Annotated in this window: 10 protein-coding genes; all 10 read left to right on the forward strand. The window is 42.5% G+C overall.

The annotated features are described in order from the left end of the window. Positions 1 to 170: 170 nt before the first annotated feature. A complete protein-coding gene (locus tag HMAT_RS01020; RefSeq protein ID WP_104380968.1) occupies positions 171 to 3,272 on the forward strand; it encodes a TonB-dependent receptor in 3,102 nt (1,033 codons plus the stop codon). A 115-nt stretch (positions 3,273 to 3,387) separates the two neighbouring features. Next, positions 3,388 to 4,902, forward strand: coding sequence for a RagB/SusD family nutrient uptake outer membrane protein (locus HMAT_RS01025; RefSeq protein ID WP_104380969.1), 1,515 nt, complete (start codon positions 3,388 to 3,390; stop codon positions 4,900 to 4,902). Between the two features lie 288 nt (positions 4,903 to 5,190). After that, a complete protein-coding gene (locus tag HMAT_RS01030; protein ID WP_233789075.1) occupies positions 5,191 to 8,280 on the forward strand; it encodes a TonB-dependent receptor in 3,090 nt (1,029 codons plus the stop codon). Between the two features lie 12 nt (positions 8,281 to 8,292). Further along, on the forward strand, positions 8,293 to 9,858 hold the full coding sequence (locus HMAT_RS01035) for a RagB/SusD family nutrient uptake outer membrane protein (protein ID WP_104380970.1): 1,566 nt from the start codon (positions 8,293 to 8,295) through the stop codon (positions 9,856 to 9,858). Positions 9,859 to 9,875: 17 nt separating this feature from the next. Further along, the gene (locus HMAT_RS01040; protein ID WP_104380971.1) at positions 9,876 to 11,330 is read left to right on the forward strand and encodes an alpha-L-fucosidase; all 1,455 of its coding nucleotides are present in this window, start codon (positions 9,876 to 9,878) and stop codon (positions 11,328 to 11,330) included. Positions 11,331 to 11,366: 36 nt separating this feature from the next. Then, on the forward strand, positions 11,367 to 13,841 hold the full coding sequence (locus HMAT_RS01045; protein WP_104380972.1) for a glycoside hydrolase family 2 TIM barrel-domain containing protein: 2,475 nt from the start codon (positions 11,367 to 11,369) through the stop codon (positions 13,839 to 13,841). A 4-nt stretch (positions 13,842 to 13,845) separates the two neighbouring features. Next, positions 13,846 to 16,416, forward strand: coding sequence for a glycoside hydrolase N-terminal domain-containing protein (locus tag HMAT_RS01050; RefSeq protein WP_233789076.1), 2,571 nt, complete (start codon positions 13,846 to 13,848; stop codon positions 16,414 to 16,416). 19 nt (positions 16,417 to 16,435) lie between these two features. Then, positions 16,436 to 17,623 carry an alginate lyase family protein gene (locus tag HMAT_RS01055; RefSeq protein ID WP_104380973.1) on the forward strand — a complete coding sequence of 396 codons (1,188 nt, stop codon included), beginning with the start codon at positions 16,436 to 16,438 and terminating at the stop codon, positions 17,621 to 17,623. Positions 17,624 to 17,709: 86 nt separating this feature from the next. Next, the gene (locus tag HMAT_RS27635; protein WP_104383243.1) at positions 17,710 to 20,403 is read left to right on the forward strand and encodes a glycoside hydrolase family 88 protein; all 2,694 of its coding nucleotides are present in this window, start codon (positions 17,710 to 17,712) and stop codon (positions 20,401 to 20,403) included. A gap of 62 nt (positions 20,404 to 20,465) precedes the next feature. Then, the gene (locus tag HMAT_RS01065) at positions 20,466 to 24,641 is read left to right on the forward strand and encodes a two-component regulator propeller domain-containing protein (protein WP_158655550.1); all 4,176 of its coding nucleotides are present in this window, start codon (positions 20,466 to 20,468) and stop codon (positions 24,639 to 24,641) included. The last annotated feature ends 33 nt before the right edge of the window (positions 24,642 to 24,674 follow it).

The following is a 24,674-nucleotide window of genomic DNA, read 5'->3' on the forward strand; positions in this document are numbered from 1 at the left end:
ATTCATTGAAGGCTACTCGTTTTTTAATTACCTTGGAAACAAATAACCAAACAAAACACGACTATGACTTGATCAAATCTTTAAAAATTAGATTTGGATTCAAACGAATTGCTCAAGGAGTGAATCCATCAATTTAAAACGTAAACCCAAAAACACTAAACAGTAAAATTATGAAATCAAAGCTTTTCAGAAGAGGGCCCTGTGCGCTTATTCCCTATGCTTCCATGGCAATATTTTTGTCGCCGGGATTATCATTGGGGACCACTAAGGGCGAAAATAGAGGTATCTATCATCAAATTAATCAGGAAGAATCAGAAATCAGAGGTAAGGTTGTCAACAAAGACAATTCTCCCTTGCAGGGAGTCTCGATAAGTGTGAAGGGAGTTCCAGGTCGGAGTACCCAGACCAATGATAAAGGCGAGTTTATGCTAAAGGTGCCTGCGCATGCAACATTAACTTTTTCTTCCATTGGTTACGCTGGCCAAGAAGTCAAACTTGCGGTAAATCAAAAGACAGTAGAGCTCACCTTACAGTCGAATGAGTCAGTTATGGATGAGGTCGTCGTCGTGGGCTATGGAACACAGCGAAAAAGTGATTTAACAGGTTCCGTGTCTTCCATTAACGCGAATCAAATTAATGCATTCCCCTTGGCAGGTACTGCACAAGCTTTACAGGGAAGAGCCCCTGGGGTCTCAGTAACCAGCACGAATGGAGAACCCGGTAAAGCTCCTCGCGTACGGATTAGGGGCGGTAGTTCGATCAATGCAAGTAGCGATCCATTGTATGTGGTTGACGGCTTCCCCGGCAGTTCCGCTCCAGCCCCTGAAGATGTTGAATCTATCGAAGTGTTAAAAGATGCTTCTGCAACAGCTATTTATGGTTCAAGAGGCGCCAATGGAGTGATCATGATAACAACAAAAAAAGGACGATCAGGCAAACCTGTTATTGAATTAAATAATTCTTTTGCTTCCCAAAAAGTAGGTAAGCGCCTCTCGCTACTAAATGCTTCGGAATTTGCCGCTTATATTAACGATACCTATACGAATGCCGGGAACAACAATCTCCCATTCAAAGATCCCCAATCCTTGGGTGAAGGAACCGATTGGCAGGACCTTATTTTTAGAAACGGAAACCAGTTGAATAATCAAGTCTCCGTGTCGGGAGGCAGTGACAATATTAGATATTATACTTCCGTCAGTCATTTTGGACAAAAGGGAACTGTGATCAATTCGGATTTTAGAAGACTTTCCGGGACTTCAAATTTAGAGATGAAGGTCTCTGATCGCATCAAAATCGGAACAAGACTGCTGTTTAATCGCAATAAATTAAACGGTGTAAGGACACAGGAAGGAAGTAGCGGAACGACAGGCGCGGGAGTGATCTCTGCAGCCTTGCGTTTTGAACCTACACAGGGCGTTTATGATGAGGAAGGAAAATATACTTTGAAGCAGTTCGGTGACCCGCATGATAATCCGGTGGCTGCTGCGATGGAAAGGAAAAACGAAGTGATTACAGACCTGTTTCAAGGGAATGGATTTGTGGAGTTGGGGATTCTGAAAAATCTGATCTTCCGTAGCACCTTTGGTGTACAGGTCAGTAATCAACGTACAGGTAATTATGTGTCAAAAGAACTTGTCGAAGGTAGAAATTTCGGTGGCGTCGGCTCGATCGCGGCACATAAAAATACCAATTTGATCAATGAAAACTTCTTGACGTATACGCAAACCTTTCACGAAGACCATAATCTGAATGCTATGGCTGGTTATTCTTACCAGAGTTCCAGAAATGAAACCTGGCAGGCCAACAACCGAAATTTCATTTCGGACAGCTTTAACTATTGGAATCTAGGTGCTGGGTCCAATTATCAAAATGCATCTTCGAATCTTGAAGATTGGGTAATGTCTTCATTTTACGGCCGTTTAAATTACAATTACAAAAATCGTTACTTTATTACAGCCACAGGGAGGTACGATGGATCCTCAAAGTTTGGTGACAATAATAAATGGGCTTTCTTTCCCTCCGGAGCACTTGCCTGGAATGTAAGCCAGGAGCCTTTTATGAAATCTGTCGATTGGCTGAGTAATTTAAAGGTACGAACAAGCTATGGCGAAACTGGAAACTCTGAAATTGGTTCCTACCAGTCCCTGGCTAGATTCTCACCTACATTGACAACAATGGGCGGAAGCCCTGTAAATGCAGTACGTCCGACGAATGTAGCCAATCCCAATCTGACTTGGGAAACGACCAAGCAGACAGATGCCGGACTGGATATCGGTATTCTAAAGAGCCGAATCAACCTATCGGTAGACTATTACTACAAAAAAACAATCAATTTATTGTATCAGGTACCATTGCCGCTCTATTCGGGATTTACTACGGCACTTCAGAATGTAGGAAGCGTACAAAATAAAGGTTGGGAATTTGGTTTGCAGACAACCAATCTCAACGGCGCCTTTGGATGGAAAACAGATTTTAACATCAGTTTCAATCGAAACAAGATTTTGCAGCTTCCTGGAGGTGAGATTCGATATAATACGATCCCTGGTCACATGCTTTCAACGGATTCGCAGCTGCTACGCGAAGGAGAGGTACTCGGCGCATTTTTTGGATGGGTGACAGATGGGATTTATCAGCAGGGTGATGATTTTAGCGCACAACCAAATAAGAAACCTGGAGATATTCGCTACAAGGATTTATTTGGCCGCGATAAAAATAATCAATTGATCGCCGGTGCAAATGGTGTTGTCAATGCTGACGACCGTACGATTATAGGCAATCCAAATCCTGATTTCACCTTCGGTTTTAATAATGATTTTAAGTATAAGAATTTTGACTTGAATATTTTTATGCAGGGAAGTTATGGCAATGATATGTTGAACATCACACGAATGGAACTCGACTGGATGGCCGGAAAGGGGAATGCAACCAAGGATGCCCTGCGACGCTGGACACCCGAAAATACCAATACTGATGTCCCAAGGGCGAGCTCAACCAACAATCCCGAGGTCTCCTCGCGCTGGGTAGAAGATGGCTCATACCTCCGGTTAAAGAATCTTGCCCTGGGCTATAATTTTTCAGAAAAGTCACTCGAAAAAATTCATTTAAAATATTTAAGGATATATGTCAGTGCACAAAATATATGGACATGGACCAATTACACAGGTTTTGACCCTGAGGTAAGCTACCAAGATTCCAACCGAAATGTCGGATTAGATTACATGGGCTACCCCAATATTAAATCGTACACCCTTGGCTTAAATCTAAGGTTTTGACATCACGAAGGACCATCTAAATATTATAAATGGTAGTTAAATGAAAAAAAATAATCTGGGTGCAGCAATTTTCAGCTAGATACTCGAAATAGGCACCTGTTAATAATTCATGCTAATGAAAAAGATAACTTTATATCGTATTATACTTACAACGCTGTGTTTTACCAGCCTGTTTTCCTGTACCAAACTAAACGAGGAACCGGTAAGTATTTTGGATCCCAAGCAATATTTTAAGACGGAAGCAGACGCAGAAGCTTCAGTCATGGGAATTTATGGACTTTTGGCCAATGCCGATTTTTATGGACGACGATTGACCATGGTACTGCAATTGCTGGGGGATGACATTGATATTGCGGATATAGGTACGCAATCTAGTCGGATTCAGTTGAACAGTTTTACGCATGATGCGAGCAATCAAGATCTGCTCGCTGTATGGAAAACCGCTTACTTGGGTATTGGCGCGGCAAATGCCGCAATAGATGGCATCCCGGCCGTCACAATGAATGAGACGAAAAAATCCGCACTTATCGCCGAAGCGAGGTTACTCCGGGCCTTGTATTACTATCACTTGGTGCAGCTATTTGGGGATATTCCATATATTGGTGAATTCGTCAGCGATCCAAGCAAAGTAATTGCAATCAGCAAAACTCCGGCAGCAAAAGTTTATGAAAATATCATTGCAGACTGCGAATATGCGATAGCGAATTTGCCAGATACATATGCCAATAATAACAAAGCGAGACCATCCAAAGGAGCCGCTCAGACTTTGTTGGCCTCGGTTTATATGGTTTTGAAAAAATGGGATGATGCTACTAAGATGGCTGAGGCCGTAATCAATGATGCAAACAAATACCAGTATGCTTTGGTCAAAGATTATAATAGCCTATGGGATGCTGATCTTGGCTTTCAGACGGAGCATGTCTGGGTCGTTGATTTTCTGGGCGGAATTACCGGTGAAAATGCATCCAATCAGGATTATACGGCGCCGATGACCGGTGTGCGGGATGCCGATATGTTGGGCTGGAGCGTTCTTGTACCATCAACCGGTGTATATGGTAGCTTTTCTGATCAAGATTATAGAAAGAAAATTAGTTTTCTGACCGAAACACCGGTAAAAGGAGTGATGACACCCTATCAGAAGTGGAAATGGCCTCGTATACATACCGCAAAATGGTGTTTGCATCCGGGTACGAATGCTGGAGCGGATGGTTCCGACTCCGATATCAAACATGTTATCTTTCGCTATGCCGAAGTTCTTTTAATGGCAGCTGAGGCATTAAATGAAAGTAAAGGCGGACCAACGGAAAAGGCTTATAGCTATATAAATGCTGTTCGGGCTAGAGCAAGGTATACGCCACAGGGAGTACAGAATTATCCTGCCGACCTGGCAACGGGTATGTCGCAGACAGACTTTCGAAAAGCCGTGCAGGAAGAACGTCGTGTTGAATTAGCTTTTGAATGGAAAAGATGGTACGATATCAAACGTTGGGGACAAGTAGTAGATGCATTTACTAGGCAGGGAGCCTATGAAAGCCAACCAAAAGTAAAAGATTTTCATGCACTGATGCCTATTCCTCAGGATGAAATCGCACGTAATACAAATTTACTGCCTCAAAATCCAGGGTATTAGAACAGCAATATCAGACTTCTTTGGAGCTAAATGAAAGAAAATATCAACTTGTAAATAGGTTGATATTTTCTTTTTGAGTATAGATAAAGCTTTTTTTATGCTATCGTCAGGAGTGAAGCAGTGATTGAAAATTTAATTTTCTTCAAAATCCATCTAATTCTGTTGTAAATCAAGAAAAAAGACATTTTTTCCACCTATTTGAACGAAAAATACCCCTCTTGGACGGGGGCTATTCTTGATCTTTGGTTTCATTTATTGAGTTAAATAACCAAATAAACCAAGACAACTATGATAACACCGATAACCAAAACGGTAGGGAAAGGGTTGCTTTTGTTTTCGCTGATGAGTATGACCGTACCACAAGTGTTCGCACAGTCACAGTTGAAAATATCAGGAAAAGTAACCTCACCGGCGGGCGAACCACTCGCGGGGGTGACAGTACAGATTAAAGGCGTAAAGAATGGAACTGTTACAGATGCATCCGGCAATTACCAAATTCTTGCTAGGGATATTGATGTGTTGATTTTCTCTTTGGTCGGTAGAGAAAAAGCCGAAATAGCGGTCGATAAAAAGGACCACATCAATCTCGTGTTACAAGAATTAAGTAGCCTAATGGATGAAGTCGTCGTTGTAGGTTATGGTACTCAGAAAAAGAGCAATTTAACTGGAGCGGTTGCCGCAGTCGATGGAAAAGTACTGAATAAACGGATTGCAACTAATCCTACACAATTACTTCAAGGGCGTATGCCGGGACTTCGCGTGACGCAAGGGTCCGGAGAGGCAGGTAATGAAAATGTGAATTTACAGGTTAGGGGATTAGGATCTTATGGTGCTTCCTCTGCTCCACTGGTCATAGTAGACGGGATTCCCGGTAGTCTGGAAAACCTGAATCCACAGGCGATTGAAAATATAACTGTATTAAAAGATGCGGCATCTGCCGCCATTTATGGGGCGAGAGCGGCGAATGGTGTGATTCTAGTCACAACTAAACAGGGGAAATCCGGGAAAGCACAATTGAGCTACGACTATAATGTCGGAATCACAAAGGCTTCAGCATTACCTGATTTGGTCTATAATTCGGTAGATTATATGACATTGTATAATCAAGCCGCGAAGAATTCTGGTACAACCAATGCGAATGCGTTGTTCAGTCAAGAAATGATTGATGCATATAAAAATGCGACAGATAAAACACTTTATCCCGACTTTAATTGGTTGGATGCAGTCTTTAAAACTGTACCGGTACAAACACATAATTTAAGTTTAAGTGGCGGTGCTGGTGGAACTAATTATAATGTGATTCTCGGTTACGTCGATCAGCCCGATATTATGATCGGTACGTCCTTTAAAAAGTATAATTTGCAGCTGAACCTCAACTCGAAAATCAATGATCGAATTAGTTTTGGCTCAAGCATCACATTGAACTACGGTGATCGGAAATATCCCAGAAACGGAGCCGAGGATCAGTTCCTGTCAACAATAAGCCAATCTCCTTTATATGGTCCTGTACTTCCAGATGGTAGCGGCCGATATACTTCCAGAGCTTATCCGTTTCAATCACCCAATAAAAACCCTGTAGCTGTTGCTGAAAATGCATTCACAAGGCTGAATAATTACTTTATGCAGGGCAATATTTTTGTCAATGTAAAATTATTGGATGGTTTGGAATGGAAAACCAGTGGTGGTCTAACGTATGGATTTACAAAAAACTACACAAACAAGCCGGTGATCAATCAGTATATGTGGCAGGCCAAACCAGATGCACTTCCAGCACGACAATTGGATGTTGGGGGACAAGGCTTGGAGGTGACTGATGACAATAACGTGTATCCTGTTGGATATACCCAATTGACTTACGATAAGTCGTTTGGAGATCATCATTTGAAAGTACTTGCCGGCACACAAGCCGAATATAATAAGACACAGAAATTATTTGGCAGCAGATTACAATTTCCCAATAAGGATTTACTTGAATTGGATGGCGGCGGAGCCGGGCAGCAGTCAAATAGTGGGGTAACCAATGAATGGTCTTTAAGGTCATATTACGGCCGCTTGAATTATGATTACAAAGGTAAGTATCTTTTAGAAGGAAATGCTCGTTATGATGCTTCCTCACGTTTTCCTGAAAATCGCAAATGGGCCTTTTTCCCATCGATATCCGGAGGATGGAAACTTTCGGATGAGGCTTTTTTTGGTACAAAACTAAAAGAGACTGTCAATGAAGTCAAACTTAGAGCCTCCATCGGTACCTTGGGGAATCAGAATATCGGAAATTATCCCTACCAGACCGTTTATAGCTCCGCTTTTGCTTATCCGTTTGAAGAAACCCTACAACAAGGAGCGCGTCAGGTTGCCATGGCTAATGAACGCATCAAATGGGAGAGCACCAAAGTGCTGGACTTCGGCGTTGATCTGGGCTTCTGGAATAATAAGCTGACAGCGTCTTTTGATTGGTACAACAAAGTGACCTCTGATATTCTGTCAGCGTCAACAGCATTCCCTTCTTATATCGGTCTGACTGCGCCTACGGTAAATTATGGAACACTGCGTAATCGAGGGGTCGAGCTTGGGCTTCAGTACCGTGAAAAAATAGGTGAGGTTTCATTAACATTGAATGGAAATATTCAGGCCAACCGCAATAAAGTCATAAAATATGGGGCCGAACGTATTTCTGGTAATACAATTATCCGTGAAGGCTTACCTTACGGTAGCTTCTATTTGTGGCAAAATGTGGGCATATTCCGATCGGAAGAGGAGGTGAAAAGCGCACCAGAACAGCAGATCCCCGCCAAGCCCGGTTATTTGAAATTTGCTGATATCAATGGGGATAAGGTGATAGACAATAATGATCGTACAGTGGTCTCCGGTGCCTACCCTGATTTTGACTATTCCTTCAATGCTACAGCAGTGTGGAAGAATTTTGATTTTACCGCATTTTTCTTTGGATCCCAAGGTCAAAAAATATTTGTTAGCGAATGGGGAATTGTTCCTTTTAGGCAAGGCGGAACCTTTACACGAGATTGGCTGGATGCTTGGACACCGGAAAACCCCAATGCTTCACTACCTATCGTGGGATTAGATGAGTCACCTGCTGCAAATAACGTGAGAAGTGCCTCTACATTTTTCCTGAAAGATGGATCTTTCTTAAGATTGAAAAATATTCAAATAGGCTATAGTATTCCACAAAACACATTGGCAAAAGCAGGTATTTCAGGACTACGGGTTTATTTTGCAGCTGATAATCTGGTTACTTTTTCTAAGTTTCCGGGATTAGATCCCGAACGCGGCGTTTCGTCCAGTGGTGGTGCTACTTCGGGACGTTATGTAGCTCATCCCCAAAATAAAGTTTTTGCATTTGGTGCGAACATCACCTTCTAAAAAGATGAAATCATGAAAAATAAAATTAAAACTTATTTATATATCTGTCTGTCCGCCGGTATTTTGTCAAGTGGCTGTACCAAAGATTTTCTGAACAAAAATCCCACCGATAAGATCCCTGAATCAACTTTTTGGAAAACCCAGGCGGATGCAGACCTCGCGCTATCAGGTGTGTACGAATTTCTATGTCGGGGATATAATGCGACTTCTTCATCCAATGCCCGTGGGGGCTGGGGGGGAGCCAGCATGTTTTGGGATGGTCTCTCTGATGATGCATTTGTGTCAAGCACGTCAAATAATTTTAATACAATATCCAGGGGCGGGCTGACCTCCACTACTGGAGGAATTCAAGCAGAAGGCTACGAAATTTCCTATCAGGCGATCGCTGCATGTAATCGGTTGATCGCTAATATTGATCGTATCACTAGCATGAGCCAACAGGATCGGGATCGGTATAGTGCTGAGGCACGTTTTATACGAGCCCATTACTATTTTTTGCTAACCAATCTTTATGGCGATGTACCCTTGACGCTAGCGCCTCTGGGTATGGACGATGCAAGTGCCAAATTGGGAAGAGAAGCAAAAGATAAAGTTATAGAAACAATTTTAGCAGATCTTGATTATGCCAGTGAGAAACTGCCAAATACGGCATATAAAGGCCATGCAGTCAGAGGTGCTGCACTCGGCTATAAAACAAGAGTATTATTGACCCAGAAAAAATGGGTTGAGGCTGCCGCTGCCGCTAAAATAATAATAGATGAAAATAAATTTTCGATTTATCAGGGTGGTTATCGGGATCTGTTCAGAAAACCGGGACAGACCAACAATCCTGAAATCATGTTTTCGGCGCGATTTCTACCGCCTAATATGTATAGTCCGGCTGATATGATGTATTCCTATCTGAAAACAATACAACCCTTGAGCTATCTAGTAGATTCTTACTATTGTGTTGATGGTAAGAATATCAGTACTTCTGCTCAATATGATCCGAAAAATCCTTTCGAAAACAGGGATCCTCGCTTGAAAGCATCTATAATTTATCGGGGAGTATGGCGTGGAACAACAGCTTCTTCTGCCTTTGATCCCGTTGCGGAAGGTGTTTTGGGAGGATTTCTGCCCCGAAAATATATCAACGAAGCCAAATGGCCAACCAGCTACGCTACACAAAGTGATCAAGATTGGGTATTTCTTCGTTATGCTGATATTCTGCTGATGTATGCAGAAGCAAAAAATGAAAGTACGGGACCTGAGCAAACAGCCGTTGATGCATTGAATCAGGTGCGATCCCGTGCGGATGTAAAAATGCCTTTATTACAATTTGGTCCCGGATTGACAAAGGAAGAATTTCGCAACATTATCCGTCAGGAAAGAAGAGTGGAATTGGCCTTGGAGGGGCAGCGTTACTTCGATCTAAAGCGTTGGGGATCGATCAAAAAAGTGATGGATGCAATCAAAGATCCTACTGGAGCTTCACGTATATTTAGAGAGCGGGATACTTTATGGCCCGTACCGCAGTCTGAAGTCGATATTGCCAAAAGTTTGGGAAATGATAAATTTACGCAAACAAAAGGTTTCTAAAAATAACCATTATAGGCATGAAAACTAAACTCAACATATATAAAATACTATTCCTAATACTCTTGGTCTCAGGAATGTCAAATGGCGCATCGATGGCGCAAGAAAATAAACTACCGGATAGTCTGCGGATGAAATGGTGGGAAGAAGCTCGGTTTGGTATGTTTATTCATTGGGGCGTATACGCGCAATTTGGAGGTGTTTATCGTGGTCATGAACAAGCTCGAGGGGGGGCGGAATGGATTATGAACCGTTCCAAAATCCCAGTTGACGAATATCAGGCTATGGCCGGCCAGTTTAATCCCCTACAATATAATCCCGACGAATGGGTGCGCATGGCGAAAGATGCCGGTATGAAATACCTTATTATTACAGCCAAACATCATGATGGATTTGCGCTTTTCGAAACAAAAGCCAGCAAATGGAATATGGTCGATGCTACTCCTTATGGTAAGGATCTGTTAAAGCCTTTGGCTGCAGCCTGTAAAAAGTATGGAATCAAATTGGGCTTCTATTATTCACAGGCGCAAGACTGGAATAATCCCGGAGGTTCAGCAGCGCGAAAACTCATGCGCGAAGGCTGGCCTAATCCGGATTCAGCCCAAATAGATGCCTATACCTTAGCGCATAAAGGTCATTGGGATCCAAAGCAAGAGACCGCGAGTTTTGATGACTATATCAAAAATGTGTCTGTACCGCAGGTGAAAGAGCTTTTGAGTAATTATGGTGATATTTCCGTCTTATGGTGGGATACGCCAACAAATATGACCGATGAGGCTGCAAGCATGTTACAGGAACAATTGCGCCTTCAACCGAATATTATTACCAATGACCGCTTGAAAAGACCAAATTTTCCCGGTGATACAAAGACGCCAGAACAGAAAATTCCAGATTGGAGCGAATTGGAAGGGAAGCATTGGGAAACTTGTATGACTATGAATGGAACCTGGGGATTTCGTACGTCTGACCATAAATGGAAGTCGGCAGAAACATTGATTCGTAATTTGGTTGATATCGCATCAAAAGGTGGGAATTATTTGCTCAATGTCGGTCCGAAACCAGATGGAAGCTTTCCGCAGGAAAGCATAGACAGATTGGCGACGATAGGCAAGTGGATGAAAGGAAACAGTGAAGCAATTTATGCAACCAAAAGCAGCCCGCTGCAACCCTTTGAGTGGGGAAGATGCACAATGAAGGAACAGGGCGACAAGACCCTGCTTTACCTGACCATATTTGACTGGCCTCAGGATGGAACGGTCGTTCTTCCAATAAAAAATAAAGTTTTAAAAGCCAGTTTTTTAGCGAATGGTAAAACGCTTAAGGTGAAATCACAGCCTAATGCGATCAAAATTGAAGTTCCCAAACAGGCGGTTGATGCCGTGGCGACTGTAATCAAAATTGAGTTAGCCGGAAAGCTTGAAAGAGATAAGACTGCTACTGCAAAAAAAATGAAAACCGGAGCCTTGGATGAATAACCCAGATCTAAAGATTAAGAAAAGAGAAGCATATTAATGATAACAGAAAATAAATTTTATAAGATACTGACACTGCTATTAGGATTTGGCGCGTTACAACTCCAAGCGCAGGAATCAAGACGCATTGATCAAGAATGGGACTTTCTGAAGAGTGATCTCGGAGGGATTTGGGAGGCTGTACGACCGGTCGGAGCGGGTAATCCGGAATCCGTTCCCCTATGGCAAACCGTTAGTTTGCCTCATTGTTACAATGCTTTAGATGCCGTTGATCCAGCTGTGAATTACTATCAGGGGCCAGGTTGGTATCGAAAAGGATTAACCATCGAAAATCCGTACCCAAATGGTCGCACATTGCTTCATTTTGAAGGAGCTGGACAAAAGTCTACAGTTTATATCCACACCCAAAAGGTAGGGGAGCATGTTGGTGGATATGACGAATGGACAGTAGATATTACTGAGGCTGTCGAACAGTTTAAAAAAACCGAAGCCTATAAAACACAGTTTAAAGGCAAGATACCTGTTTCAATTCGGGTAGATAACTCGCGTGACCTCGAAATGATTCCTTCGGATCTATCCGATTTTAACCTATATGGTGGTATCTATCGCCACCTGAATTTGAAATATGTACCACAGACGGCCTTAGAAAAAGTCTTTGTTGCCCCAACTGTCGATGCCGATGGAAAGCTGGGAGTATTGCAAATCCGTGGTCGGCTGTTAACACGATCCAACAGCTCAAATTTTGATGTCGAAACACAGCTTTATGCCCCTTCCGGTAAATTGCTACTGCGTCAGACACCGCTTGTTCGTTCGCTGGAAGGATCTCTTGACTTTGGAAAACTAACGGTTAAAAAACCTGAATTGTGGAGCCCAGATCATCCTGCTTTGTATCGTTTGGTAACCATCGTCAAAAGTGATGGGCAGACATTTAAAGAAGAGAGTCTTTTTGGTTTTCGGCACGTAGAATTTAAAGATAATGGCCCCTTCTTATTGAATGGAAAAAGACTTTTGCTTCGGGGCACGCATCGCCATGAAGATCATGCTGCTGTGGGAGCCGCGATGACAGACGCACAGATTTTACAGGAAATGACGATGATGAAAGAGATGGGCGTCAATTTTATTCGGCTGGGGCATTATCAACAAAGCCGCAGGGTGCTCGAAGCCTGTGATAGTCTTGGTATTTTGGTCTGGGAGGAAATTCCTTGGTGCCGAGGTGGCCTGGGCGGCGAAATCTACCAGCAACAGGGGAAGCGGATGTTGACAAATATGATTGAACAGCACTATAATCACCCTTCTGTCATTATCTGGGGGCTCGGTAATGAAAATGATTGGCCCGGCGATTTTCCTGAGTTCGACAAAGAGAAAATCAGAACATTTATGCGTGAATTGCATGTCCTTTCCCACCAATTGGATCCCAGTCGTAAAACCGCCATACGACGTTGTGACTTTTGTAAAGATATTGTGGATGTGTATTCACCCTCTATCTGGGCTGGTTGGTATCGTGGAGTGTATACAGATTATAAATCGGCCTCGGCAGAAGAGAGGAAAAAGGTCAAACATTTTCTTCATGTGGAATGGGGCGGAGATAGCCATGCCCGTCGCCATGCAGAGGATCCGGATCGGGCACTAGCCAAAATAGAAGGCGATGGTACCACCGATGAGCGGGCTGGCGATGCATCCCTTGTTGGTGGTGCCGCAAGGGTTTCCAAAGATGGAGACTGGAGTGAGAGCTATATCTGCAATTTGATTGATTGGCACCTCAAGGAGCAGGAAACCATGCCTTGGCTTACGGGTACCGCATATTGGCCCTTTAAAGATTTCTCAACACCTGTTCGTCCAGATAATCCGGTTCCCTATGTCAACCAGAAAGGTGTTGTCGAACGCGATTTTACGAAGAAGGAATCCTATTACGTATTTCAATCGTATTGGACTTCAAAACCCATGCTGCATATCTACGGACACTCTTGGCCTGTTCGTTGGGGCGGGGCGGATGAGGCAAAGATGATCAAAGTATATTCCAATGCGAAGGAGGTCGAACTATTTGTCAATGGCGAAAGTCAGGGGGTAAAGAAAAGAAATAGCCAAGATTTCCCCGCTGCCGGATTGCGTTGGATGGTGAAGTTACGTGAGGGAAAAAATCAGATCAAAGCTGTTGCCAAAAATGGTAAGGAGCTTATGACAGATCAAATTGAACAAGTGTATCAGACAGAGCGTTGGGGCAAACCTGCGAAATTACAGGTTGAAGAAATTGCACGGGAAGATGATATCGTAACGGTGCAGGCCAAGGTATTGGATAAAGATGATATTCTTTGTCTGGATGCCAAAAACTGGATCTATTTTGATGCTACAGGAGATGGTGAGCTGATCATTGATCAGGGAACATCCATAGGGGCGAGAAAAGTACAGGCATACAATGGAAGAGCCTTGATACGGCTTCGCTTATCCGAGGGAAAAGCGGTTGTGTCCGGACGGATGGACGAATCAAAAAGTACTTTGTTGACAATTGAAAAATAGTGAGATGATAAAATTAAACACTAATTTGAGCTTTTTTCTTTTGCTCGGGATAATGGTCACCGCTACCTGTGGTCATGCGCAACATAAACAAAAAAAGCGCCAACTGTGGTATGATAAACCTGCTGCATATTGGGAGGAGGCACTACCGCTGGGTAACGGTACGACAGGAGCAATGGTCTTTGGCGGGTTGAGCAAGGATCGTTTTCAGATTAATGATAATACCCTGTGGTCGGGCGAACCTGAGGCCGGAAACAATCCCAATGGTCCACAAATTTTACCATTGGTACGTGAAGCTATTTTAGATGGGAAATATGAAGAGGCTGCTGTGCTCTGGAAGAAAATGCAAGGCCCTTATTCGGCACGTTATTTACCCATGGGGGACCTGTGGCTGGATTTTCATCAAGAGGAGAAAGAGGTTAAAGCTTACCGGCGGGATTTGGATTTGGAAGGGGCGCTAAGTACGGTAAGTTATACGTATAAAGGAGTTCAATATCAAAGAGAAAGCTTTGTCAGCTATCCGGACAAGGCTTTGGTCATTCGCTTAAAAGCAAATAAAGCTAAATCGATCACTTTGGATCTGTCTGTGACCAGTAAACTGAAAAGTACGGTTTCAGCACTCGGCAACGATGTACTAAGCCTTGTGGGAAAAGCCCCCAGTTTTGTGGCCAATCGGGATTACGAACCTAAACAGGTGGTTTACGACAGCATTGAGGAAAAGGGGATGACTTTCGAAATACGTGTTAACGTACAGGCAAAAGGAGGGAAAGTGCAGCAAGAAAAGGACAAACTTCGTATTATTGGCGCTGATGAGGTACTATTATTACTCACAGAAGCAACCAGTTTTAATGGTTTTGACAAATCGCCGAGCCGGGCTGGAAAGGATGTAAAGACAACAGTTAACAATTTATTGAAACAGGCTGCTGCAAAAAGCTTTGAAACACTGCTTAGAGATCATCAGAAGGATTATAGGTCGCTGTTTAACAGGGTAGATTTCGAACTGGCAGGAATTTCAACACATGTAAATTTACCGACCGACCAGCGCATTATGCAATTTTCAAAAGGTCCTACAGATCTGGATTTACTGACTTTGTACTATCATTTTGGACGTTACCTGCTGATTGCAAGTTCGAGACAAGGTGGAAGACCCGCTAATCTACAGGGGATTTGGAATGATCATGTACAGCCGCCTTGGGGAAGTAATTACACCACGAATATCAATACCGAAATGAATTATTGGCTGGCAGAAAATACCAATTTGTCCGAATGCCATCAGCCCCTATTTGATTTTATGGAGGAACTGGCGGTCAATGGAGCCCAAACTGCAGCTGTAAATTACAACATAAAGGAAGGCTGGGTAGCTCACCATAATTCGGACCTCTGGGCCAAAACCTCCCCTCCAGGAGGCTATGACTGGGATCCTAAAGGTATGCCGCGATGGTCTGCATGGCCAATGGCCGCCGCTTGGTTCAGTACCCATCTGTGGGAACATTATCGCTTTACGGGAAATAAATCTTTTCTCCAAAATAAGGCCTATCCACTCATGAAGGGGGCTGCTCAGTTTATGTTACATTGGTTGATCGCTGATCCTGACAATAAATACCTGATAACAAACCCTTCTACATCACCGGAAAATACCATTAAAATAGCGGGAAAAGAATATCAATTGACTAGGGCATCGACGATGGATATGGCCATTATCCGCGAGCTATTTACTGCGGTTATTCGCTCTTGCGATGTACTGCAGATCGACCCTGAGTTTAAATCGACATTGGAACAGGCGCGTGCAAAATTATATCCCTATCAGGTTGGACAATATGGTCAACTGCAAGAATGGTTTAAAGATTGGGATGATCCCAAAGATCAGCACCGGCATATTTCGCATCTTTTTGGACTCTATCCGGGCAACCAGATTAGCGTGACAGCAAATAGTGAATTGGCCGCTGCGGCAAAAAAATCGCTGCTTTTGCGCGGTGATGTGAGCACAGGTTGGTCGATGGCATGGAAAACAAATTGGTGGGCAAGATTACAGGATGGAAACCACGCTTATAAAATTCTTAAGGATGCGCTGAACTTTATTGATCCCAAACTGGATCGCGCACAGATGAGCGGTGGTGGTGCTTATCCGAACTTATTTGATGCACATCCTCCTTTTCAGATCGACGGCAATTTTGGCGCAACGGCCGGAATGACTGAAATGCTTCTACAAAGTCACGATGGTGCTATTCATCTATTGCCAGCGCTGCCCGATGAATGGTCAACAGGGCATATCAAGGGAATTAAAGCAAGAGGAAACTTTACGGTAGACATCGATTGGAAGGATAATAAATTGCAACAGACACGCATCGTTTCCAATATAGGTGGAATATGCAAGTTGCGGACCTCTATGCCAGTGAAAGTAATTGGAACAAATGGGAATAAAGTCAATGGGGCTGAAAATGAATTGCTATACAAACCAAGTTCATTAGAATACCATATCCTTGACCGCGAAAAATTATCGCCTTTATCAACCAAAGAAACTTTTGAAATTGAATTTCAAACAGTCAAGGGCAAGGAGTACCGCATTATCCCGATATAGCTCATAAAAATCTAAGGAAATGAATTTAAAATCAATCTTCAGACTAGCTTGCACATGTATTGGGATTGTGCTGCTCCCCCTGTTCGCTGGGGCGAATGAACCCAATGCATCTTTCAAGGGTAAAATCATGACGGTTTTGCGTCCTATTATAAAAAAGCAATCAAAATGGGCACTGAAGCAAAAGCCCTTGACCGTGACGGCTTACCCTGCAGTTCGAAGTAGCGGTGGTATTCATGACTTTTACTCGGAAGGCGACTATTGGTGGCCAGATCCAATGGATGCGGGTGCCCCCTATGTCCAACGGGATGGTATGAGCAATCCAGCCAATTTTGTTGCCCATCGGAAAGCCATGATCCGTTTTAGCCGAATTATCGGCGCCCTAGCTTCGGCCTATCGTTTGAATCCCGATAAAAAATATGTGCAGCAGGCATTGGCTCATTTAAACGCCTGGTTTGTCGATTCCGAGACGATGATGAATCCCAATCTACTGTATGCCCAAGCTGTACAAGGACGATTTACAGGTCGCGGTATTGGCATTATTGATACCATTCATTTAATGGAAGTGGCGCAGGGCGTCAAAGTGCTCGAAAATGATCCAAACTTTCCACAGTCGACCAAAGATGCCATACATCGTTGGTTTGCAACATATCTGCGCTGGTTGACTGAACACCAATATGGTAAAGATGAAATGAATGCGGCAAATAATCATGGTACATGTTGGGTGATGCAGGTCGCATCCTTTGCGAGTCTAGTGCAAGATACGGCTTTGCTCAGCATGTGCGCTGAACGCTACCGGCAAATTTTATTACCTAACCAGATGGAAAAAGATGGCAGTTTTCCACGTGAGCTTCAACGGACCAAGCCTTTTGGCTATTCGCTCTTTAATCTAGATGCGATGACCATGATTTGCCACATCCTGTCTACAGCAAATAAACCGCTATGGCAACATATTTTACCCGACGGACGGATGGTCAGAAAGGGAGTGGATTTTATGATACCTTATATCAGTGATAAGAACAAATGGCCTTATCAAAAAGATGTGATGTACTGGGAACAATGGCCTATCGCTCAACCTGCCCTTGTGTTTGCTGCAAATGCTTACCAAGACAACAGCTATTTGCAACTTTGGGCTAAGCTGGATCATAACCCCAAGGAGGAGGAGGTCATTCGCAACTTGCCTATCCGTAATCCTTTAATATGGTTGTAATGTAAGGATAACAATTTTATTCTGGTTATAAATCTTACCAATTAACCTTTTACTTAAACAAACCTAAATCTAATATGATGTTCAATATGAATACGCTGCTAACAAAATATGTAGATATTTCGAATCGTTTTATCGGAAAAAGAAGATGTATTATTTCGATATTGGGCTTGGCAACTATCCTTTGTGGCATTCAGGAAACAAAAGCGCAGAACGCAAGGCAATTGAAAAAGGCCTGGGATCTTGCTGAGCGACAGTCGCAACTGCTCTATAAGGAACTTCAGTCGCTAAAAAAAGGTGATTCTACACTAACATCGCCACGTACGCTTTCCGAAAATAACGAGCTGGTTGCTGTTAAACGAGGCGATTGGACAAGTGGTTTTTACCCCGGTGTTTTATGGTATTTATACGAGAAATCTGGAAAACAAAATTGGAAAGAACTGGCGGGCGAGTTGACAAGCTCAATAGAAGACGAACAATATAACGCGAAGACTCATGATATGGGCTTTAAAATCTTTTGTAGTGTTGGCAACGGTTATCGCCTTACCGCCAATACACATTATCGGGATGTTATCATCCAGTCCGCTAAAACTTTGGCAACACGATTTAACGCAAAGGTCGGATGTATCCGTTCCTGGGATCATAATAGCCACCGTTGGGATTTTCCGGTCATTATTGATAATATGCTCAATTTGGAATTGCTTTTTGAGGCAACCAGATTGACCGGGGATTCTAGCTATTATCATATCGCTGTAAGTCATGCAAATACGACAATGAAAAACCATTTTAGATCGGATTATAGCACTTATCATGTTATTGACTATAATCCTGCAACAGGTGAAGTACAGCATAAAAATACGCATCAGGGGGTTAGCGATGAGTCCACATGGGCGCGGGGAGAAGCCTGGGCACTCTATGGTTATACCATGTGCTATCGTGAGACCGGTGATCCAAAATACCTGCAGCAAGCGGAGAAGGTCGCGCATTGGCTTTTTGCCCATCCACGCATGCCTAAAGATTTGATTCCGTATTGGGATTTTGATGCACCTCATATTCCAAATGAACCCAGGGATGTTTCAGCCGCCGCTGTCATTGCATCGGGACTATTGGAATTGAGTACATTCAGCGATCAGGGAAAAGACTATTGGAGCAAAGCGCAGACAATAATGTCTAATCTGATTGACAACTACATGTCTCCTCCAAATAAAAATAAAGGCTTTATATTACTGCACAGCACGGGATCAAAACCTTCCAATTCCGAAGTGGATAAGCCATTAAGTTATGCTGATTATTATTTCTTGGAAGCCCTACTTCGGGAGGAAAACTTGCGTTCGGGATTGTTACAGTCAAGCTTGGTTCGAAAAGATCCCAAGGGAAAACTGATCTATTTTCCAGATAATAAGAGGGATATCATCCCCGATTTCAGTCGGGTTGGCTATCACCAGGGGGATCGACCGCTTCCCACGGTGGCTAGCATTATCACATTGCAGCCTACAGCAGATGGAACTGATCAACAGATGATACAAGGTGCTATTGATAAAATAGCAAGACAACCCCTCGGTAAAGATGGATATAGAGGTGCGATAATGCTGAAAAAAGGAACTTACAATATACCTGGAAGTTTACTGATCAAATCGAGTGGTATCGTATTGAGAGGAGAAGGGGATGCGGAAGGTGAAACGTTATTGCGTGCCACGGGAAAGCAACAGCGTAGCCTATTGAAAATTTCAGGTGACGGTAACTATGTCGAAGATCAGGCTGAAGGACATGTGGTTCAGTCAATATATATCCCAGTCGGAAGTAAGTATGTCGTTGTGGACGATAGTCACAATTTTCAGAAAGGGGCATCAGTACTTCTTTCTTATGAACTCAATGCGGCATGGATTAAAGCAGTTAAAATGGATCAAATTATAGCAAGGGAAGGAACAAAACAATGGACAACCAAAGAATATAAATTGAAATTTGAACGTGTTATCGCAGCCGTTAGCGGGGATACACTGTTTTTGGATAATCCGGTCGTTATGGCCATAGATCCTCAGTTTGGTAAGGTATCGGTCGTGCCTTTTAAGTTTCCGGGACGTATTCAGGAAGTAGGGGTTGAAAATTTACGTTTTGAATCGGAATTTGTCAATGAAACAGACGAAAACCATGGCTGGATAGCCATTGAGCTTGATAAAGTTGAAAATGCTTGGGTACGCAACATTACAGCACGCTATTTCGGTTACGCGGCAGTAAGCTTGGGAACCTTAGCAAAACAGACAACAGTCATCAGGTCAAAATGTCTTGATGCTAAATCTCAAATTACAGGGGGGCGTCGGTACTCTTTCAATAACAATGGACAGCTCAATCTGTTTACGCGATTATATACCACAGAAGGAAGGCATGATTACGTCACGGGAGCGAGAACATTGGGACCAAATGTATTTAGTATGTCCGATGCAACGAATACACACGCGGATATTGGTCCACATCATCGTTGGGCTGTAGGTACCTTGTACGATCAGATTACAACTGATGGCGAGATTAATGTTCAGGATCGGGGTAACTGGGGAAGTGGACACGGTTGGGCCGGAGTGACACAGGTACTGTGGAATTGTAAAGTCCGGGGAGCGGCGATACAGCGACCTTGGGCATCAGGACAAAATTTTGCAATAGGGGTAAGCGGTGAAAAAATCCCCGGAAGATTTAAAGATAGACCCGTTGGTTTATGGGAAAATCAAAACCAAAAAATGCGAATTGAGTCGCTTTATGAGCAACAATTAAATGATAGGTTAAATAAATAACTATTGGTGTTTTATAGAATGGAATGATTATTTTTAGCCTATCCATTTCAATTATATTCCTTATGATGCCATTGCGTATTTGTATACTCTGGGTTTTTAGTTTACTGATTACCTTTTCTATTTCTCGTGCACAGGAAAAGAACTATCGTTTTTTACATCTGGATGTAAATGAAGGCTTATCGCAAGGTAGTGTTTTTGCTATTGAGCAGGACCACTTGGGATTTATGTGGATCGGTACCCGCGACGGATTGAATAAATATGATGGCCGGAAGTTTACAATTTATAGAAGCAATCCTCAGGATAGTCTTTCTTTAGAGCATAATTTTATACAGGCGATCACTGAAGATAAGAAAAAACGGCTTTGGGTAGGTACAACAGGTGGTCTTAACCTATACAATCGTGATGCAGATAATTTTACGCGCATCTCTTTGCCCGTAGTAGAGAGCAACAGTGGGAAGATAGAGGTAAATGTGCATCAGATTTTCCAAGATTCTAAAGACGTAATTTGGGTCGCAACAAATGTTGGATTATACCGGATAAAAGAAGGTACTCATTTGGAGGCAGAGCTTGTTTTTAATGAGGTTACAGTAGAAGGGAGCAATGGACGTTCGTATTTTAGAAATTTTAGAACAATCTACGAAGACGGGAAGAAAAGATTATGGTTATGCACAGATGATGCAATTGTACTCATGCAATCAGCTTCTAGGGACGGGAATAGATTGAAAGTGTTACGCACCTATTTTAATCAGAAAGGATTGATTAATAAAGTAAATCAACGATTTCAGGCTGTACTGGAATTTTCTCCCGGAGTTTTTTGGGTGGGAACGAAATATAATGGAATAAAAATAATTAATGAAAATACGGGCGAAGTATCTTCCCTGATTGGTCTCGATAGCCAGACCGCAAATTTAGCTAATCAGGATGTGCGTTCGCTTAAGAAGGCTGATGATGGAAGCATCTGGATTGGAACATTCAATGGTCTCTATCTGTATCAAAATGGAAAGCTATTATTTATACAGGCCGACGACAATAATCCCAATAGTCTAAGTAACAACTCTATTCGGCCAATTTTTCAGGATAAAAGAGGATCCATCTGGATCGGTACTTATTTTGGCGGAATCAATATCTATGATAAGGATATCCCGAATTTTCAGAATTTTACGCATCAGTCCCGACGAAATAGCTTAAGCTATAATGTTGTCAGCGCCTTTTTGGAAAATCCGAATGGAGAGCTAGTCATTGGGACAGAGGGTGGTGGATTGAACTATTTTAACCGATATAATGGTTCCTTTTTTAATGAAAGGCACGATAAAAATAATACTGGAAGCTTAAGCCATAATAATGTGAAATCGATCTGTCACGATCGGGAGGGAAATTTGTGGGTTGGCACTTATGATGGTGGATTAAATTTGAGACGTAAAGGACAACAGGTTTACGAACATTTTCGTTTTGATCCAAATGTCATCAATGGACTGGCAAACAATAACGTGTATGCACTACTGGAAGATCGTCAGGGAGATATTTGGATCGGCACATTTGGCGGTGGTTTGCAGGTCCTCAGGAAGCATCAGAAGCCGGGCTATTTTCAGACGTTCGATGTGGCTGGCAAACAGTTAAGTTCGAACATGGTTAGAGCACTGTTGGAGGATTCCAAAGGTAACCTATGGATCGGGACTTCCAATGGACTAAATCTTAAAATAGCTGGAACGGATAAATTTGTCTCTTTTTTTAACCACAAAAATGATTCCCTTTCGATTAGTGGCAACGATATTATCAGCATTCACGAAGATAGAAAAGGGCAGATCTGGATCGGAACCTATATGGGTGGTTTAAATCGGTATCTACCCGAAAAGAAAGCCTTTAAGCGTTTCAATGAACAGAATGGTCTGCCGATAAACAATGTTTTTGGTATTTTGAGCGATCTTAAAAACAAATTATGGTTGAGCACCAACACTGGGATTACCTGTTTCGACCCGCAGGTGGGAAGCGTTAGAAGTTATACAAAAGTGGATGGCTTGCCGGGGAATGAGTATATTCAAAATGCAGCCACAATACTGCGCGATGGAAAATTCGCTTTCGGTAGTTTCTCAGGTTTTACGCTGTTCAATCCCGATAGCCTGAGTGTAAATAGTTATGTTCCGCCGATACAGTTTACCGATCTCAAACTGTTTAACCGCTCTGTCAGGCCTGACGTGGATGGCATAATTGCCAAGGATATTTCCATGATGGATGAATTGGTGCTGGATCATAATCAGAATGTATTTAGCTTAGAATTCAGTGTGTTGAACTATGTTCATCCCGAAAAAAACCAATATGCTTATTATTTAAAAGGTTTTGATCAGGAGTGGAACTACGTAACAAACCCGGTAGCGACCTACACGAATTTAGATCCGGGCAATTATGAACTCTGGATAAAAGGATCTAATAACGATGGTATTTGGAATGAAAAGCCACGGATGTTAAAAATAAGGATTCTCCCTGCACCATGGAAAACATGGTGGGCTTATACCGGTTATTTTTTGATTTTAGGCTTTGTTGTATTTTTGATTATTCGTTTTTTTCATGGTCGAAATAACTTAAAACGTGACCTTTTGATTCGGAAGCTCGCTTCAGAAAAGCAAGAGGAATTGCATGAAGCTAAACTGAATTTCTTTACAAATATCTCACATGAATTCCGTACACCTTTGTCGTTGATTATAGGTCCATTGAATCAGTTGAAGACGGATCAGTCTCTATCGGAATATGCAAAGGAACATTTGGGATATGCCACACGAAATGCTGACCGATTAATGAATTTAGTTAATCAGCTGCTTGATTTTCGAAAACAGGAAGGTGGAAAAATGAAACTGAACTATCAGAAAGTTCTGGTCGCCGAATACCTTAAAAATGTTTTACTAAACTTCCATTTTATCGCAGAAAAGAATAATATCCAGTTTTTTCTCGAAAATAATATCCCCATCGATTACAGGACAACACTGGATCCTGAGCAGTTTGAAAAAGTACTTGTCAATCTAATCTACAATGCCTTTAAATTTACAGATAAGGGGGGACGGATAAAAGTACAAACCGAATTGCAGGACGTTGGAGGTGATGCCAGATTAATTGTTTCCGTATGGGATTCCGGCAGAGGGATTCCGGCAAAAGATATTCCCCATGTATTTGAGCAGTTTTACCAGGCAAATAGCGAGGGATTCGTCGCTACCAGCAGTGGCATTGGACTTGCATTGTCACGATCCATTATTCAGTTGCATGGCGGTTTGTTAACCGTAGCGAGTAATATGGCAAAAGAAGCTTTGGCGTACAATACTGTTTTCCGGATTAGTCTGCCTCAGCAGAATTTGGGTATGGATGCCTCAGGTACCATGGATCTTTTAACGGATATGCCTGAATCCGATGTGGCCGAACACACGGATCAACCGGTGGATGATGATGAAAAAAACGAAGTTGAAGCGGAGCGCATAGCGGATGAAAAACCGATTATACTAGTTGCTGAAGATAATGTGGAGCTCAGATGTTTCCTTTCTGAAAATTTACGCAAGAAATATTTGGTTTTAGAGGCCAATGACGGAAATGAGGCGCTGGCATTAGTTCATACGCGGCAGCCTGACATTATTATCTCTGACGTAACGATGCCCAATTGCGATGGGATAACATTATTGCAGCAAATAAAAAACGATAATAGCACAAACCACATCCCTGTTATTTTATTGACTGCCCGAACGGCCGATCCTTATATTACTGAAGCCTTTGAAGTTGGTACCGACGATTATATTACCAAACCATTCAGTATGCCGCACCTAATTCAGAAAATAGCCAACATTATACAGACAAGAAAACGTTTGGAAGAAAAGTTTGTGCAAAATTATCTGCTGGGAGGCCAGGGAACAGAGACAACGGAAAGAACGCGTTTTTTGGATCAGGTATTGGGTATCGTGGAGGAAAATCTGGGCTGTGAAGACTTCGGCGTACAGGAATTGACAAAGGCAATAGGGGTGAGCCGATCCGTTTTATACCGCAAAATAAAACAGCAAACTGGCCTGAATCTGGTCGAATTTATCAATATGGTACGTCTAAAAAAAGCAGCACACATATTAGTACACAACAGCGAACTGAGTATTAGCGAAGTTGCCTATCAAGTCGGTTTCAATGATCCAAAATACTTTAGTAAGACCTTTAAGAAATTCTATAAAGAAAGTCCACGTACCTACATCGAGAAATTTAGTGTGAAAGAAAATTAAGGAGAATTGTATTGCATAAAAAAAGGTTTTCAA

The organism is Sphingobacterium sp. HMA12 (assembly GCF_002933815.1).
Taxonomy (GTDB): Bacteria; Bacteroidota; Bacteroidia; order Sphingobacteriales; family Sphingobacteriaceae; genus Sphingobacterium.